The sequence below is a fragment of the Streptococcus sp. 10824 genome, assembly GCF_013276595.1.
GTDB lineage: Bacteria > Bacillota > Bacilli > Lactobacillales > Streptococcaceae > Streptococcus > Streptococcus pseudopneumoniae.
In genome coordinates this window covers 1-16,030 of the sequence record NZ_VMLH01000144.1, presented here as the reverse complement: position 1 = coordinate 16,030, position 16,030 = coordinate 1, and the positions used below count along the sequence as shown (strand labels likewise).

The 16,030-nt window shown below is 39.9% G+C and carries 17 protein-coding genes; 3 read left to right on the top strand and 14 right to left on the bottom strand.

The genetic code is table 11. The features are described from left to right. Positions 1–185: 185 nt before the first annotated feature. On the top strand, positions 186–1,904 hold the full coding sequence (locus tag HT701_RS10795; RefSeq protein ID WP_004254235.1) for a phospho-sugar mutase: 1,719 nt from the start codon (positions 186–188) through the stop codon (positions 1,902–1,904). 111 nt (positions 1,905–2,015) lie between these two features. Next, positions 2,016–2,363 (top strand): PedC/BrcD family bacteriocin maturation disulfide isomerase, encoded by a 348-nt coding sequence (locus HT701_RS10790; protein WP_172931525.1) that lies wholly within the window; start codon positions 2,016–2,018, stop codon positions 2,361–2,363. Between the two features lie 276 nt (positions 2,364–2,639). Here the strand turns inward: HT701_RS10790 and HT701_RS10785 are convergent, their stop codons facing one another. From HT701_RS10785 to HT701_RS10765, 5 genes are all read right to left on the bottom strand, one after another. Then, complete coding sequence (locus tag HT701_RS10785; RefSeq protein ID WP_172931524.1) at positions 2,640–3,476, bottom strand: amino acid ABC transporter substrate-binding protein; 837 nt, start codon at positions 3,474–3,476, stop codon at positions 2,640–2,642. Positions 3,477–3,488: 12 nt separating this feature from the next. Next, on the bottom strand, positions 3,489–4,118 hold the full coding sequence (locus HT701_RS10780) for an amino acid ABC transporter ATP-binding protein (protein WP_172931523.1): 630 nt from the start codon (positions 4,116–4,118) through the stop codon (positions 3,489–3,491). 9 nt (positions 4,119–4,127) lie between these two features. Next, on the bottom strand, positions 4,128–4,769 hold the full coding sequence (locus HT701_RS10775; RefSeq protein ID WP_031222863.1) for an amino acid ABC transporter permease: 642 nt from the start codon (positions 4,767–4,769) through the stop codon (positions 4,128–4,130). Positions 4,770–4,914: 145 nt separating this feature from the next. Further along, entirely contained in the window at positions 4,915–6,144 is a 1,230-nt protein-coding gene (locus HT701_RS10770) for a tetratricopeptide repeat protein (RefSeq protein WP_172931522.1), read from the bottom strand. After that, a complete protein-coding gene (locus tag HT701_RS10765; RefSeq protein WP_172931521.1) occupies positions 6,134–7,300 on the bottom strand; it encodes an AI-2E family transporter in 1,167 nt (388 codons plus the stop codon). Before HT701_RS10765 ends, HT701_RS10770 begins: the two co-directional genes overlap by 11 nt. 143 nt (positions 7,301–7,443) lie before the next feature. Between HT701_RS10765 and HT701_RS10760 the strand changes: the two genes are divergently transcribed. Further along, the gene (locus HT701_RS10760; protein WP_172931520.1) at positions 7,444–8,457 is read left to right on the top strand and encodes a lactonase family protein; all 1,014 of its coding nucleotides are present in this window, start codon (positions 7,444–7,446) and stop codon (positions 8,455–8,457) included. Positions 8,458–8,611: 154 nt separating this feature from the next. On the opposite strand, the gene HT701_RS10755 is transcribed toward HT701_RS10760, so the two are convergent. The 9 genes from HT701_RS10755 to HT701_RS10715 all read right to left on the bottom strand — a co-directional run bounded on the left by HT701_RS10755 (position 8,612) and on the right by HT701_RS10715 (position 15,900). Next, positions 8,612–9,031 (bottom strand): F0F1 ATP synthase subunit epsilon, encoded by a 420-nt coding sequence (locus HT701_RS10755; protein ID WP_000068041.1) that lies wholly within the window; start codon positions 9,029–9,031, stop codon positions 8,612–8,614. A gap of 10 nt (positions 9,032–9,041) precedes the next feature. Continuing rightward, the gene (gene atpD, locus HT701_RS10750; protein WP_000094360.1) at positions 9,042–10,448 is read right to left on the bottom strand and encodes a F0F1 ATP synthase subunit beta; all 1,407 of its coding nucleotides are present in this window, start codon (positions 10,446–10,448) and stop codon (positions 9,042–9,044) included. 199 nt (positions 10,449–10,647) lie between these two features. Continuing rightward, positions 10,648–11,526, bottom strand: coding sequence for a F0F1 ATP synthase subunit gamma (locus HT701_RS10745; RefSeq protein WP_000301223.1), 879 nt, complete (start codon positions 11,524–11,526; stop codon positions 10,648–10,650). Positions 11,527–11,541: 15 nt separating this feature from the next. Continuing rightward, positions 11,542–13,047: a F0F1 ATP synthase subunit alpha gene (gene atpA / locus HT701_RS10740; protein WP_138705589.1), complete on the bottom strand. Its 1,506-nt coding sequence runs from the start codon at positions 13,045–13,047 to the stop codon at positions 11,542–11,544. 14 nt (positions 13,048–13,061) lie between these two features. Next, on the bottom strand, positions 13,062–13,598 hold the full coding sequence (locus HT701_RS10735; RefSeq protein ID WP_000359025.1) for a F0F1 ATP synthase subunit delta: 537 nt from the start codon (positions 13,596–13,598) through the stop codon (positions 13,062–13,064). Beyond that, entirely contained in the window at positions 13,598–14,092 is a 495-nt protein-coding gene (gene atpF / locus HT701_RS10730; protein ID WP_112444247.1) for a F0F1 ATP synthase subunit B, read from the bottom strand. Before atpF ends, HT701_RS10735 begins: the two co-directional genes overlap by 1 nt. Before the next feature lie 13 nt (positions 14,093–14,105). Continuing rightward, positions 14,106–14,822, bottom strand: a complete 717-nt coding sequence (gene atpB, locus HT701_RS10725) for a F0F1 ATP synthase subunit A (protein ID WP_000392851.1) — start codon at positions 14,820–14,822, stop codon at positions 14,106–14,108. A 34-nt stretch (positions 14,823–14,856) separates the two neighbouring features. Further along, positions 14,857–15,057: a F0F1 ATP synthase subunit C gene (locus tag HT701_RS10720; RefSeq protein WP_001054562.1), complete on the bottom strand. Its 201-nt coding sequence runs from the start codon at positions 15,055–15,057 to the stop codon at positions 14,857–14,859. 429 nt (positions 15,058–15,486) lie between these two features. Continuing rightward, positions 15,487–15,900, bottom strand: coding sequence for a GNAT family N-acetyltransferase (locus tag HT701_RS10715; protein WP_000499170.1), 414 nt, complete (start codon positions 15,898–15,900; stop codon positions 15,487–15,489). Positions 15,901–16,030: the final 130 nt, after the last annotated feature.

Here is a 16,030-nt window from a genome sequence, read left to right as displayed (position 1 = left end):
TTTTATTATGAGAAGACTTACTTTTTTACTGAGATTGAATTTTTCCTAGCCTCAACATCGTATAAACCCCAAATTCAATCTGACCTGGTTTGAAGAGATTTTCGAAGCAGATAAGGTTTTACTAAAACTAAAAAAAATGATATAATCAAACTGATTAAATGTTTTAAAAATAAAGGAGAATTTGAATGTCTTACCAAGAAAATTACCAGAAATGGGTTGATTTTGCGGAGCTTCCTGACTATCTTCGTCAAGATTTGGAAAATATGGATGAAAAAACTAAGGAAGATGCCTTCTATACAAATCTTGAATTTGGTACTGCAGGTATGCGTGGCTTGATTGGTGCTGGTACAAACCGTATCAACATCTACGTTGTTCGCCAAGCTACTGAGGGATTGGCTCGTTTGATTGAGTCAAAAGGTGGAAACGAGAAAGAACGCGGTGTAGCAATTGCCTACGATAGCCGTCACTTCTCACCAGAGTTTGCCTTTGAATCTGCGGCAGTTCTTGCTAAACACGGCATCAAATCTTACGTATTTGAAAGCCTTCGTCCAACTCCAGAACTATCATTTGCAGTTCGTCACCTCAACTGTTTCGCAGGTATCATGGTCACAGCTAGCCATAACCCTGCTCCATTTAACGGTTACAAGGTTTACGGTGAAGACGGTGGACAAATGCCTCCACACGACGCAGACGCTTTGACTACTTATATCCGTGCAATCGAAAACCCATTTGCGGTAGAAGTTGCTGATGTGGAAGCTGAAAAAGCTTCTGGCTTGATTGAAGTTATCGGCGAAGCTGTTGACGTAGAATACCTTAAAGAAGTTAAGGACGTAAACATCAACCCAGCCTTGATTGAAGAATTTGGTAAAGACATGAAGATTGTCTACACACCACTTCATGGTACTGGTGAAATGTTGGCTCGTCGCGCTCTTGCCCAAGCAGGATTTGACTCTGTTCAAGTTGTTGAAGCGCAAGCAACTGCTGACCCAGACTTCTCAACTGTAAAATCTCCAAACCCAGAAAGCCAAGCAGCTTTTGCTCTTGCTGAAGAACTTGGTCGTCAAGTTGGTGCAGATGTTCTTGTGGCAACTGACCCTGATGCTGACCGTGTTGGTGTTGAAGTTCTTCAAAAAGATGGTAGCTACCTCAACCTTTCAGGTAACCAGATCGGTGCTATCATGGCTAAATACATCTTGGAAGCCCACAAAAATGCTGGAACTCTTCCTGAAAATGCAGCCCTCTGTAAATCTATCGTATCAACTGACTTGGTAACGAAGATCGCTGAAAGCTACGGCGCAACTATGTTCAACGTTTTGACAGGTTTCAAATTTATCGCTGAAAAAATCCAAGAATTCGAAGAAAAACACAATCACACTTACATGATGGGATTTGAAGAAAGCTTCGGTTACTTGATTAAACCATTCGTACGTGATAAAGATGCTATCCAAGCCGTTCTAGTCGTTGCTGAACTTGCTGCCTACTACCGTTCTCGTGGTTTGACACTTGCTGACGGTATCGAAGAAATCTACAAAGAATACGGCTACTACGCAGAAAAGACTATCTCTGTTACTCTTTCTGGTGTTGATGGTGCTGAACAAATCAAAGCAATTATGGCTAAATTCCGCAACAATGCTCCAAAAGAATGGAATACAACAGCTATCACTGTCGTAGAAGACTTCAAGGCTCAAACTGCTACTGCTGCTGACGGTACTGTTACAAACTTGACAACTCCTCCAAGTGATGTGTTGAAATACACACTTGCTGACGGTTCATGGATTGCCGTTCGCCCTTCAGGGACAGAACCAAAAATCAAGTTCTACATTGCAGTTGTAGGGGAAACCAACGAAGAATCACAAGCTAAGATTGCTAACATCGAAGCAGAAATCAATGCTTTTGTAAAATAAGGCCCTATAAAAGATGAGACCAACCAATCTCATCTTTTTTTCGTATCAAATCTGAGCAATTTTAGAAACTTTATGGCATACTAGACTTATCAATGAAAGCGAGGTAATCTCATGGAACAATTTTTAGATAATATCAAAGACCTTGAAGTCACTACAGTTGCGCGTGCGCAAGAAGCTCTTGATAAAAAAGAAACTGCAACCTTCTTTATTGGTCGCAAAACTTGCCCTTACTGCCGTAAATTTGCTAGTACATTGGCAGGTGTAGTAGCTGAAACTAAAGCTCACATCTACTTCATCAACAGTGAAGAACCAAGCCAACTCGATGAGTTGCAAGCATTCCGTTCACGCTACGGAATTCCAACTGTACCAGGATTTGTTCACGTTGCAGATGGACAAATCAATGTCCGTTGCGACTCTTCAATGTCAGCACAAGAAATCAAAGATTTCGCAGGATTGTAAAAAATCAGCTAACAAGTTTTAAAATCACAAAAACGCATAATATAAGGTGCAAAAACCTTGATATTATGCGTTTTATTGTTCCTAAAATAGTTACATCAGCATTTCATTACAGAACATTTTAATTTTGGAAATCAAATCAATTTTTAACAATGGTTTAGAAATCACAGTGGGCTATTCCATATTCAATTATCCAGATTCAATCGCTATTATCGTTTTCCTAGATTACAAAAAACTACGTTTTGCTAATCAAAACGCAGTCTCAGCCACTATTTTATATTACTGTCCTTCTTTTACTTCTTTGGTTGCCACATCTTCTCCAAACCATTTTTGGCTGATTTTCTGGAATTTACCGTCCTTGTAAAGACTAGAAAAAGCTTCATTTATCTTCTTAACCAAGGTTGTATCTTCCTTACGGGCTCCAACCGCAAAAGCTTCTGTTTCTAGTCCAACTGTAAAGACATTATAATCGTTTAAAACGCCTTCTGCTTCTAAATAATAATTTGCATAGACACGGTCAATCAATAAACCGTCAATTCGATCATTTTTCAAATCAATCAAGGCTTCATTAAAGGTTTGGTATTGATTCGCTTCCTTATTAGCGACAATATCCTTTAAAATCGCTGGGTTTGCTTCAAAGTCCGCATAACCAGATGAACCGGCTTGAGCTCCTAATGTCTTTCCAGCCATATCCTTTGCAGTCGTGATACCAGATGATTTCTTCGTAACCAATACCTGCTCATTCTTCATATATGAGTTACTGAATGCTACCTTTTCACGGCGTTCGTCGGTAGCGGAATAGCCATTCCAAATCAGATCAATCGTTCCTTTTGTCAATTCAGCTTCTTTCAAATCCCAATCAATCGGTTGCCAGTTTACTGTGATTCCGTATTTTTCAAAAACAGCTGTAGCTAAATCAATATCAAATCCTGCATAAGAACCATCTTTCTGAGCAAATCCCATTGGAACAAAAGTGCTATCAAATCCAATAGTAATAGACTTGTTAGACTCGTACTTAGACCAATTATCTCCACTAGTTTCGCTAGTATTTTTCCCACAAGCTACTAAGAACAAAGCAGTCATCAGACTGACTAATACAAGCATCCATTTTTTCATCCATTTTTCCTCCTATTTAGGTTCTACTTTCAATAATACATCTGCGATATTTTCAGCAAACTGCAAATCATGGGTTACCACAATCTGGGTCATGCCAAGTTCCCTATTTTGCAAGATCAGTTTTTCCACTTCCAAGCGTAATTCTGGATCCAGGGCAGAAGTTGGTTCATCGTAGCCAATGATTTCTGGGTCAATCATCATAGCACGCGCCAAAGCCACCCGCTGCTTCTGACCACCAGATAGTGAGAAGGGATAGGCATCTGCGTGTCCTCCTAGTCCTAACTGTTCCAAGAGTCCACGCGCCTTCTTCTCAGCCTCTTCCTGCTTCATTCCCATGGTCTTCACAGGCGATAAGGTCAAATTGTCCAGAACTGATAAATGAGGGAACAGTTGAAAATCTTGGAAGACAAATCCCAGTAGATTGCGCTTCTGCAATTCATCCAGCTCTAAAGGTTGTCCATTATAAAAGATTTGCCCTGAATTAATGGTTTCAAGACCTGCAAGCATACGTAAAAGAGTTGTCTTACCTCCACCAGAAGGTCCAACGATAGCTAGAATTTGCTTTTCAGGAATATTTAGACTGAAATCAGACAGGATTTGTTTGTCTCCAAAGACTTTATTGATATTTCGTAATTCTAACATGGCAGCCTCCTATCTATAATAACTATACTTCTTCTCAACTTTTTTGGAAATAATTGTCACAATCCCAATTAAAATCAAGTAAATAGCTCCTGCCAAGAACATAGGAACCAGACTAGCATCACGGTTGGCAGCTGTTCGACTCGCCAAGATAAGATCAGAAATTCCTAGAGCATATACCAGAGAAGTATCCTTGACCAAACTCATAACTTCGTTAAAGACACTAGGAAGAACGATCTTGGTCACTTGAGGCAAGATAATATAGCGCACTGTGGCAAAGGGACTAAACTTCAAGACCTTGGCTGCCTCATACTGTCCTCTTGGAATAGTGTCAATTCCCCCACGGAAAATTTCTGCAAAGTAAGCCGCATAATTCAAAACAAAGGCAATAATAGCTGCAGGAAGGCGATCCAAACGAATCCCAATACTTGGGAGCACATAATAAATAAAAATCAGTTGCAAGAGTAAGGGGGTTCCTCGCATAACCCAGATGTAAATGTTAATCAGATAATGGAGGGGCTTCCAATGGACTTGCAAGGCAAAGGCAATCAAAACGCCCAAAGGAATCGAAAATAGCAAGACCAGTGCAAAGACCTGTACAGTCGTGCTCGCACCATTCAGTAAACTCGGTAATATCTCAAATAAATAAGACATACTGCACCTCCTAAAAGTAATTGTTCCTATTATAGCATGAATAAACAAAATAACCAACCATTTTTGCAAAAAAATTCTATCATATACAAATAAAAACCGTAGCTATCAAAAGAGATAAACTACAGTTCTATATGTTTAAACATTCTTACAATCTCTCAAACAGTTCTTGCATTTGCACATCATCTGGAACCAGTTTTAAGTAAGCTTTCGCATGGACTTTGGCTTCTTCAAAATGTCCCAATTCACGCAAGAGATAGATATAGCGTTCCAGAAACTCGGGATTGTCCTTCAAATCTCCTGCCAACTCTTGGTAATGCTCATAGGCAGTATCCAAATCGTCCATTTCTTGATAAGAGCGAGCAATCATCCACTTGGTCAAAAGATTTTCTGGCTCCTCACTTTGCAAGTCTAGAATATCCTCATAACGCTCCTGCTCCAGATAAATAGTTGCCAAACGAAGCAAGATTTCTTCTGTATCCTCAGCGTCTTCTTTTGCAGTAAGGAGATAATTTTCTGCACCACTAGCATCATGCAGTTCATAAGAAAATTGTGAAGCAGCCAGCAAAAGGCGAGTTTCAAAGGGATTTTTCTCCAAGCCTTGCTTAGCGATACGCAGGGCTTCTTGAACTTGATGTTCCTTATGTAAGGCCTGACTGTAGCCATACTCATAGCCTTCAAAGTCAGGAGAAATGGTATCAAGTTGCTTAAAGTAGAGGACAGCCTTTTGGTATTCTTCTTGATCAAAGTAAAGGCTGGCCAACTCAAAAGCTGTTAGGTCATCGTATTCTAACTCCAGAGCTTTTTCTAAAAACTCTGTGGCCGTTTCAAATTTCCCTAACTGGGCATAGGCAAAGCCAATCCGTTGATAGGTAGAAATGCCTGTTTGCTCATAAATCGAGCGATTATCTAACTGGGCATAGCCTTGAATGGCCTCTTGGTAATTTTCCAACTCACTATCTAATTCTGCCAATCCTAATATCAAGAGAGGATCATCTGAATAACTCAAAGCCTCCAGCAATTTCTCACGCGCCACATCTGTCAAACCTTCCATCTGGTAAAGGTCTGCTTTTAGAGCCAAAACCGAAACATACCAGTCACTGTCAGCTTGGATTTCCTCAAGATAAGCAAAGGCTTCTTCGATTTGACCATCCTCGCTAGCAATTGCAGCTAGATTAAGATGAACCTCTGGAAAATCCTCTACGATTTTCAGGTAAATCTCCTTGGACTGAGGATAGAAGCCAATTCCTTCAAGATAAGTTGCCAACTCATACAGAAGGTCACTTGAATCATTTTCTAAAGCTTTGGCGAAATAATGCTCAGCCTTGGCTAAATCTTGTTCCTCCAAAGCCTGTAACATCTGTTGACTATTGTTCACTCTTCCCTTCCTCTCCCTCTAGTTCATATAGGCCACTGACTACCTTATACCATTCAAAAATGGCTGAAATGACAACCTTAGCAGAGGCATAAACTGGAATACCAAGTAAAACTCCCCAGATGCCAAACATGGAACCTGAAGTTAACAAGACAAAGAGAACATTAATGGGATGGATGTTTAATTGACTTCCCAAAATCAATGGAGAGACAAAACGACCTTCAATAGTTTGTTCTACGATAAAGACAATCACTACTTTCAAAAGCATGACTGGCCCAGCAATCAAGCCCAAAACTAGGGCAGGAAGCATGGCTAGGAAGCTACCAAGATAAGGAACCAGATTTAAAATACCAGCAGTAACACCAAGCGTAACCGCATAACGTAGACCGATAATCTTGAAAAAGATCATAAACATTACCGCTACAATAATAGCCACTGTCACTTGCCCTCGAACATAGTTGGACAACTGTTGATTCACATCGGATAAAACTTGTCCAACAGGTTCCTTCAATTTTGTCGGCATAAATTGGGTCAAATAGTTACGCAAGCCTTTCCCATCACGCAAGAGATAAAAGAGCATGAAAGGAACGATAATCAAGGCAACAATCACTTGAGAAGCCCCGCTAATAAAGGCACTCACCCAGTTGACTGCCTGAGATGAAACCTTACTTGCCCAAACTGTAGCCTGGCTAGAGAAGTTTGTCAAAACCTGCTCTAACTGAGGTCTGAAATCATCTGGCAGGTGCTGGGCTACCAAGCCATTGACAATCCTATCTATATCTTCTAAGTAAACAGGAACGTTTCTTGCAAAGGTCAAAACCTGACGTTGCAGATTTGGAATGGCGACTGCCAAGCCCCAAATGATAAAGAGAGCGATGATGACAAAGACAATAGTGATAGCTATAACACGATTAACCTTATGCTTCTCCATCCAATCAACAATAGGATTCAACAAATAATATAACAAACCAGACAGAATGACTGGTAACATCACAACTGCTAAAAAGTCTAAAACAGGTGAAAATAGAAAACTAATCTTACTTAAAATAAAAAGATTGAGTCCCAATAATAAGGTTACTAAAAATACCGTAGTGGCCTTGTTATCTAAAAACCACTTAAAAAACCAAGATAGGCTAAAATGTTTCTCTTTTTGCTCCATAAATACTTCCTTTCTATCGTTCTCTCATTATACCATTTTTAAATCAAAATAACTCTTTTTTAAAGTGCTTACATCTAATTGGATGTCTTTAATTGGCTTGTTTTTGTGATATAATAGTCTTATCTTTATATAGAGGTAACGTTATGAAAGAAACTGTTTATTTTGGAACTTATACACGTCGTACTTCCCAAGGGATTTACAAGGCTGACTTTGATACAGAAACTGGTCAGCTTTCAAATCTAGAACTTTTTGCAGCTGAGCCAAGTCCAACCTACCTTGCCTTTGACCAGCACCAACACCTATACACTGTTGGTAGTCAAGACGATAAGGGAGGGATTGCAGCCTATCAAACTGACGGGACTTTATTAAATCACGTCGTTGAAAAAGGAGCCCCCCACTGTTATGTTGCTGTCGATGAAAAGCGTAATTTGGTCTATGCAGCCAACTACCACAAAGGACAGGTTCTTGTTTATAAACGTCAGGAAGATGGTCGTCTTCTACTTAGTGATGTAGATCAACACAGGGGCCAAGGTCCACATGAAAATCAAGCATCTCCTCATGTTCACTTTACAGACTTAACACCTGACCACTATCTAGTGACCTGTGATTTGGGTACTGACCAAGTTATCACTTATGACCTTGATCAAGAAGGGAAACTGTCTAAACTCTATACCTACAATAGTATTCCTGGAGCTGGTTCTCGTCATATCGTTTTCCATAACCATTATAAAATTGCTTATCTCATTTGTGAACTCAATAGTACTATCGAGGTTTTAATCTACGATGGTGTTGGCGAATTTGAACGTATGCAGGTTATTTCAACTTTACCAGAAGCTTACGAAGGCTTTAATGGAACTGCTGCTATTCGTCTCTCAAAAGATGGTAAATATCTCTACGCTTCTAACCGTGGCCATGATTCTATCGCAGTATATACCATCCTTGCGGACGGTAGCTTAGAGTTATTAGAAATCGTTCCAACACATGGTCAGACCCCACGTGATTTTGATTTGACACCCGACCAAAAATTTCTCATTGCTGTCCATCAAGACTCTGACAATGCAACTGTCTTTAAACGTAATTGTGACAATGGTCGTCTAGCAGAACTCTCCAACGACTTCCATGTTCCCGAAGCAGTCTGCATCCGTTTTGCTCCTTAATACTCTTCAAAAATCTCTTCAANNAGTTCTATCCACAACCTCAAAACTGTGTTTTGAGCAACCTATGGCTAACTTCCTATGTTTGCTTTTTGATTTTTATTGAGTATAAAACACCATAAAAAAATGAACTTGGAATTTTCAAGTTCATTTTTTCTTATAGTCTATTTCCGACATTAATACGGTTAATGGCACGTTGCAGTGCAATCTTCGCACGACGTTCTTGGTCAATCAAGTGTTTGTCTTGTGCTTCTTCAATTGCACGTTCTGCACGAAGTTTGGCACGTTCTGCACGACTGATATCGATATCACGAGCACGTTCTGCAGAGTCAGCAACGATTGTAATCATATCATTGGCAATTTCAATAACGCCACCGTTTACTGCAATCCAGTTCACGTGATCTTCGTCATCAATACGTTTTACCTTTACTTCATCAACTGCTAAAACCGCAATCATATTTTCATGTCGTGGCAAGATCCCCATCTCACCATCCAGAGTTCGAACCGATACATAGCTGGCATGGTGATCATAGACGAGACCATCTGGTGTCACGATCTGGACAGTTAACTGAGCCATAGGTCACCTCTTAAAATCCCATTTTTTCAGCTTTTGCAATCACATCTTCGATAGAACCTACACCACGGAAGGCATCTTCTGGCAAGTGGTCGTATTTACCATCAAGGATTTCCTTAAAGCCACGTACAGTTTCAGCAACTGGGACATAAGAACCTGGCTGACCAGTAAATTGTTCTGCAACGTTGAAGTTTTGTGACAAGAAGAACTGGATACGACGGGCGCGAGCAACCAAGGTCTTTTCTTCATCAGAAAGCTCATCCATACCAAGGATAGCAATGATATCTTGCAACTCATGGTAACGTTGAAGAACGCGTTTTACTTCAGCAGCAACTGCATAGTGCTCTTCTCCAACGATTTCAGGTGCCAAGGCACGTGAACTTGAAGCAAGTGGGTCAACGGCTGGATAAATACCCAATTGTACCAACTTACGTTCCAAGTTGGTTGTTGAATCCAAGTGAGCAAAGGCTGTTGCTGGCGCAGGGTCAGTATAGTCATCCGCTGGCACATAGATAGCTTGGATAGAGGTTACAGAACCCTTCTTAGTTGATGTGATACGTTCTTGCAATTGACCCATTTCCGTAGCAAGGGTTGGTTGGTAACCAACGGCTGATGGCATACGACCCAAAAGGGCAGATACTTCTGAACCAGCCTGAGTGAAACGGAAGATATTATCGATAAAGAGAAGCACATCTTGGCCTTCTACATCACGAAAGTATTCAGCAATTGTCAAACCAGTAAGGGCAACACGCATACGTGCTCCTGGTGGCTCATTCATCTGACCAAATACCATGGCTGTTTTCTCGATAACGCCTGATTCTTTCATTTCCCAGTAAAGGTCGTTCCCCTCACGAGTACGTTCCCCAACACCAGTAAATACTGAAATACCACCGTGTTCTTGGGCAATGTTGTGAATCAATTCTTGAATCAAGACGGTTTTACCAACTCCGGCACCACCGAAAAGTCCAACTTTACCACCTTTTAGATAAGGGGCAAGAAGGTCGATAACCTTAATCCCTGTTTCAAGGATTTCAGAAGAGGTAGACAACTCATCAAAAGTTGGAGCTTTTTTATGAATTGGCTGACGCTCTGCGTCTTCTGTAAAAGGAGCTTCCAAGTCAATGGTATCTCCCAAAACGTTGAAGACACGTCCCAAAGTTTCTTTACCTACTGGTACAGAGATTGGACGACCTGTGTCCAATACTTCCATTCCACGAGTCAACCCATCTGTTGATTCCATGGCGATAGTACGGACCATACCATCTCCCAACTCCAAGGCTACTTCAAGGACGATTTTTGTTTTTCTTTCGTCATTTTTGTAGACGACAAGTGCATTGTTAATCTCAGGAAGTTTTTCCCCTGCTGCAAACAAGACGTCTACAACAGGACCGATAACCTGAGCAATTTTACCTGAACTCATCTCCTTCTCCTATTCTATATAAGATACTGTCGGTTCCTAGCTCAACTAGGTCCTAATACTCTTCGAAAATCTCTTCAAACCACGTCAGCTCTATCTGCAACCTCAAAACAATGTTTTGAGCAGCCTGCGGCTAGATTCCTAGTTTGCTCTTTGATTTTCATTGAGTATAAGTTCATTTTCATACGAGCTGGACTAGAGCCTATTCTAAGGCACTAGCTCCTGCTACAATTTCTGTAATTTCTTGTGTAATCGCCGCCTGTCTGGCACGGTTATACTGAATTGTCAAATCATTGATGACTTTCTTAGCATTATCTGTCGCTGTTTGCATGGCGGTCATACCTGCAGCATTTTCAGCTGTCTTGGCATCGATAATGGCACCGTAAATCATACTTTCTGCAAACTGTGGCAACAACTGCTCCAAAATTTCTTCACGACTGGTTTCCAATTCAAAGGTCAAGCTATATTCTTCATCCGCTTCATTTGGATCCAAGTCAACAATCGGAAGCATTTGTTCCACACGCATTTGACTGGTTAGCGTGTTGACATGGTGGTTGTAGCAGACATAGAGCTCATCAAAAAGTTCATTTTGGTACATTTCAACAGTTTTTGAAATAATCTTACGAACTTGATCAAAGCTAGGTTGGTCTGCCAAGCCACGTAATTCATAAAGTGGTTGAATACCACGAGCCTTAAAGAAATCAGCTCCCATTCCACCAATACAGATCATTTCAAAACCTGTACCGTCTGGGTGGTATTCTTCTTTCAACTCCATAACGGCTTTCAGAATAGAGGAATTATAACCTCCAACCAAACCGCGGTCTGAAGTAATGACGATGTAGCCTGTCTTCTTAACTGGACGACTAATCAACATGGGATTAGTTGAACCACCAGCTCCATTACCATGAAGGATATCTGTCAAGAGCTTGCGAACCTTCTGAGCGTAAACTTGGAAGTTGCGAGCTGCTTCTTCAGAGCGACCAAGCTTAGCAGCCGATACCATTTGCATGGCATTAGTGATTTGACTCGTATTTTTTGTTGAGGCGATTTTTGTTTTAATATCATTTAGAGATACTGCCATCTGACACCTCTATTCTTATTGGAAGCTAGATTGATTGAGAAACTCTGTAATCGCAGCATCCAAGACTGCTTCTTCTGGCAAGTCTTTTGTATCACGAATGGTTTCCAAAATCTCTGGATGTTGAGCATCAAAGAAGGCATGGAACTCTTCCTCGAGACGAACAATATCATCTACTGGAACAGTATCCAAGAAACCATGTGTCAAAGCATAAAGAATGGTTACTTGTTTCTCAACAGGTAATGGTTTGTGAACAGGTTGTTTCAAGACCTCAACGGTACGACGTCCACGGTTCAACTTAGCCTGTGTTGCTGCGTCCAAGTCAGAACCAAACTTAGTGAAGGCTTCCAACTCACGGTATGAAGCAAGGTCGATACGAAGTGTACCAGCAACCTTCTTCATAGCTTTGATTTGCGCAGAACCACCTACACGAGATACAGATGAACCCGCATCGATAGCTGGACGAATACCCGCATTGAAGAGACCATCGCCAAGGAAGATTTGTCCATCAGTGATTGAAATCACGTTGGTTGCGATATAGGCAGAGATATCTCCTGCTTGTGTCTCGATAAATGGTAGGGCTGTAATTGATCCACCACCAAGTTCATCAGAAACTTTAGCTGAGCGCTCAAGCAAACGGCTGTGAAGATAGAAAACATCCCCTGGAAAGGCTTCACGACCTGGAGGACGACGAAGCAAGAGTGACAGTTCACGATAAGCTACCGCTTGTTTTGATAAATCATCGTATACAATCAAAACATGCTTACCTTGGTACATAAATTCTTCTGCCATGGCAACCCCAGCATAAGGAGCTAGGAAGAGCAATGGAGATGGTTGTGAAGCAGAGGCTGTCACAACGATTGTGTAATCCAAGGCACCGTACTGACGAAGTGTTTCTACTTGCGTACGAACTGTTGATTCTTTTTGTCCAATTGCAACATAGATACAGATCATATCTTGATCTTTTTGGTTCAAGATTGTATCAATCGCAATGGTTGTTTTCCCTGTCTGACGGTCACCGATAATCAACTCACGTTGACCACGACCAATCGGTACAAGGGCGTCAATAGCTTTCAAACCAGTTTGCAATGGTTCTGAGACTGACTTACGTTGCATAACACCAGGAGCTGGCGCTTCTACTGGACGAGTTTTATCAGTGTGGATTTCTCCAAGACCATCAACTGGACGACCAAGCGGATCCACAACACGACCAATCAGACTTTCACCTACTGGGACTTCCATGATTTTCCCTGTACGGCGGATTGTATCGCCTTCACGGATATCTGTAAAGTCACCTAGGATGATAATACCAACGTCTGTTGACTCCAAGTTTTGAGCCATACCATAAGAGCCGTTTTCAAAAATCAACAACTCTCCACTCATGGCATTTTCAAGGCCGTGAGCACGCGCGATACCGTCCCCGATATAGGTTACAACACCTGTTTCAGTCACATCAAAATTAGGTTTGAAATTTTCAATTTGTTGCTTAATTAAAGCGCTGATTTCTTGTGCGTTAATTGCCAAAAGAACACCACTTTCTATTTCAAATTTTCTTTAACAACTTTAAGTTGTTGTTTAATACTCACATCAATTGTCTTGTGATTGGCAAAAATAACAAAACCACCAATGAGACTTTCATCGATTTGTTCTTTTACACTCCTTACTTTCAGAGACATTTTCTTCTCAATCAAAGGGAGCAAACGACTCTTTTGTTCATCAGTTAGAGGATGAGCAGCAGTAATCGTCACTTCAAATCGATTTGTTTCTTTTTCAAGTCGGTCCAAGCAATCTACAAGCACATCATAAAAAAGATTTACTCTGTGATTGTAGGCCAGAACCTGGATAAAGTTTTGTAATAAAGGTGACACAGAGTCTTGGAAAAAAGCAATCGTTTTTTTCTTGTCAGACTCATCTACTGTCACTTTTTTTAAAAAAGAAGGTAAACCTGTTTCTTCAGCAATTTGCTTGATTTGAGTCAAGTCTGAAAAGATACGGGCTTCTTCTCCTTTTTCAAGTACCAATTGGACAAAAGGCATGCTGTATTTTTCAATTACCTTTACTGTTTTCTTGTCCATTAAGCTTCTCCTAGCTGATCGATATACTGATCAATGAGTTCTTTATGGGCATGACCGTCAAGGTTTTGTGAGATGATTTTACCAGCTAGGCTGATGGTCAAATCTGCTACCTCACCCTTAACGCTTTGTAAAGCTTCAGCTTTGTTTTGAGCAATTTCTTGGTTTGCTTTTTCTTTTAAGCGTCCTGCTTCTAGTTTAGCATCTACTAAAATACTAGCCTTACTTTTCTCAGCTGTTGCTTTCGCATTCTCAATGATTGCCTTGGCTTCTTTACGGCTACCAGCCAATTCATCTTCGCGTTTTTGAGCCAATACTTCTGCTTTTTGACGGGCTTCTTCAGCACTGTCAATATCAGTAGCAATTTTTTCAGCTCTTTCTTCGAAAATGCCTGTAATATTAGACCATGCAAATTTTTTAATCAAGACTAGCAAAAGAATAAAAGAGCCAGTGATTAAAATAAAATTACCAATCAATTCACCTACTGTTACGTGCATCAGTTACTCCTTTCTATTCCTCTTCAATATTAATCTTATTCCCTAAATACACAGATGTCAAAAGAGTAAAGACATAAGCTTGGATGCAGGAAATAAAGACAGAAAATGCAGTCCAAGCCAAATTAGCTCCAAAGGCTACTGGATACCAATAAATAGCTTGGTGGGAAAGAAGAAGTAACAAACTCGTCATGACCTCTCCTGCAAAGATATTCCCAAAAATCCGCAAAGCCAAAGATAAGAAGTTTGTAAATTCTTCCAAGATATTCATCGGTATGACAAAAACAGGACTCATAAAAGATTTTATACTTTTTTTAAATCCACGACGACGAACGCTTTCTATATGTGTCAACAAAATGACAAGAAAAGATAAGGTTAAGTCATACTGTAAATTAGCGGTTGGCGAACTCCACCAGTTAGTCCCATCGATCGTTTGAAGCTTTGTCATTAAGCCAAGGTTATTGGCAATCACCATGAAAAGAAATAAACAAAGGAAAAAGAGTGAGTAATCTTTCATGTAGCGCGAACCAATGTTAGGTTCTGTAAATCCAATAACAAAGTCATAGACATACTCAAGTACATTTTGCTTTCCTTTGGGTTTCAAGGTCATATTGCGGCTTGCCCAATAAATAAAGACAAAAATAACTCCCACAATCAACAAGGTCATGGCTAACATAGTCAGATTGAAGATAACAGGACCAATAGAGATGATTGGATTAATACTTTCTTCCATCTAAAATCCTCCCTTTTCTTCTCGTTCCATGTATTTATTTGATAATAAATGAGAAGACAAGAGTTACAAAGAAAGTTCCTTCAATAAAGGCAACACCTAAAAACATCAAACTACGAAACTCAGAAAGCATATCTGGTTGGCGTGCTACTGATTTAAACAGTCCATTCATCAATAAACCTTCACCGACAGATACGCCCATACAGGCAATACATAAGCCTAAAAATGTTAAATTCATAACGAATTCTCCTTTAAAATAAAATTTACTTACTTAGTGTAGTCCTAAAATTTAAATTTGTCAACTTTTAACCGCTATTGGAAGCGTTTAATAAAAATTATTTCCATTTTCTTTCGGATTTCACTCTATTCTGAAAAACTCGAGAGGGGAATCTCGGATTAATGTCAATTTAAAAAGATAGAAAGTTTTTAGTTTAAATAAATTGTTTTAAGATATCAACCACATCACTTCTTTTCTTAACCCGATAAGCCTTGATTCCCAATTTCTCAGCTGCCATTGCATTGTACCCAATATTGCCCAGAAAGACACAATTTCTAGGTTATAACTGGTATTTATCGATAGTTACTCATATACATCAGTCCACCACCATACTTATGTGCGAGCCTCTCTTTGTATTATACCTCCATACTCACCTTACAGATTCTTTTGCTAATAATATCTTTGCCCAATGTAGGGATAGTCTTGTAACCTAAAGACTTCCTTGTAGCCATACCTTTTATAAAAATCAAGAGCTTGAAACTGGTAGGTATTGACAAAGGCAAAACGACAGTTTCGATTCTTAGCTTCAGTTTCTGCTTGCTGCAATAGTTTTGAACCGATTCCTTGCCCTCTCAGTTCCTCTTTTACAAATAAATACTCGATTTCTAGCCAATTTCTAAAAGTCTCTACTATCAAACCTGCCAGGAGATTGCCCTTTTCATCTTCGACATAAAGATTAAGTGGCTCACTTTCAGCTTCCTCTCTTTTTGAACGGTTATAAACACGAATCAGATTCCCTATTTCTTGCGATTTATGTGATTCCTTATTTTTCAATCTAAAGTATAGTGAAATAAAATAAAACATGCGCAAATCGATTAAGGAATTTAATCTAATTTCTAACAATGTCTTAGAAACCAAAGTATACTATTTTAACTTCAATGCACTATACATCTAATACTCAATAAAAATCAAAGAGCAAACTAGGAAACTAGCC

What these genes read in the sequence shown, in the direction of transcription:
- HT701_RS10795 (WP_004254235.1), top strand. Translation starts at nt 186, where the DNA reads ATGTCTTACCAAGAAAATTACCAGAAATGGGTTGATTTTGCGGAGCTT.
- HT701_RS10790 (WP_172931525.1), top strand. Translation starts at nt 2,016, where the DNA reads ATGGAACAATTTTTAGATAATATCAAAGACCTTGAAGTCACTACAGTT.
- HT701_RS10785 (WP_172931524.1), bottom strand. Translation starts at nt 3,476, where the DNA reads ATGAAAAAATGGATGCTTGTATTAGTCAGTCTGATGACTGCTTTGTTC.
- HT701_RS10780 (WP_172931523.1), bottom strand. Translation starts at nt 4,118, where the DNA reads ATGTTAGAATTACGAAATATCAATAAAGTCTTTGGAGACAAACAAATC.
- HT701_RS10775 (WP_031222863.1), bottom strand. Translation starts at nt 4,769, where the DNA reads ATGTCTTATTTATTTGAGATATTACCGAGTTTACTGAATGGTGCGAGC.
- HT701_RS10765 (WP_172931521.1), bottom strand. Translation starts at nt 7,300, where the DNA reads ATGGAGCAAAAAGAGAAACATTTTAGCCTATCTTGGTTTTTTAAGTGG.
- HT701_RS10760 (WP_172931520.1), top strand. Translation starts at nt 7,444, where the DNA reads ATGAAAGAAACTGTTTATTTTGGAACTTATACACGTCGTACTTCCCAA.
- HT701_RS10755 (WP_000068041.1), bottom strand. Translation starts at nt 9,031, where the DNA reads ATGGCTCAGTTAACTGTCCAGATCGTGACACCAGATGGTCTCGTCTAT.
- atpD (WP_000094360.1), bottom strand. Translation starts at nt 10,448, where the DNA reads ATGAGTTCAGGTAAAATTGCTCAGGTTATCGGTCCTGTTGTAGACGTC.
- HT701_RS10745 (WP_000301223.1), bottom strand. Translation starts at nt 11,526, where the DNA reads ATGGCAGTATCTCTAAATGATATTAAAACAAAAATCGCCTCAACAAAA.
- HT701_RS10735 (WP_000359025.1), bottom strand. Translation starts at nt 13,598, where the DNA reads ATGGACAAGAAAACAGTAAAGGTAATTGAAAAATACAGCATGCCTTTT.
- atpF (WP_112444247.1), bottom strand. Translation starts at nt 14,092, where the DNA reads ATGCACGTAACAGTAGGTGAATTGATTGGTAATTTTATTTTAATCACT.
- atpB (WP_000392851.1), bottom strand. Translation starts at nt 14,822, where the DNA reads ATGGAAGAAAGTATTAATCCAATCATCTCTATTGGTCCTGTTATCTTC.
- HT701_RS10720 (WP_001054562.1), bottom strand. Translation starts at nt 15,057, where the DNA reads ATGAATTTAACATTTTTAGGCTTATGTATTGCCTGTATGGGCGTATCT.
- HT701_RS10715 (WP_000499170.1), bottom strand. Translation starts at nt 15,900, where the DNA reads ATGTTTTATTTTATTTCACTATACTTTAGATTGAAAAATAAGGAATCA.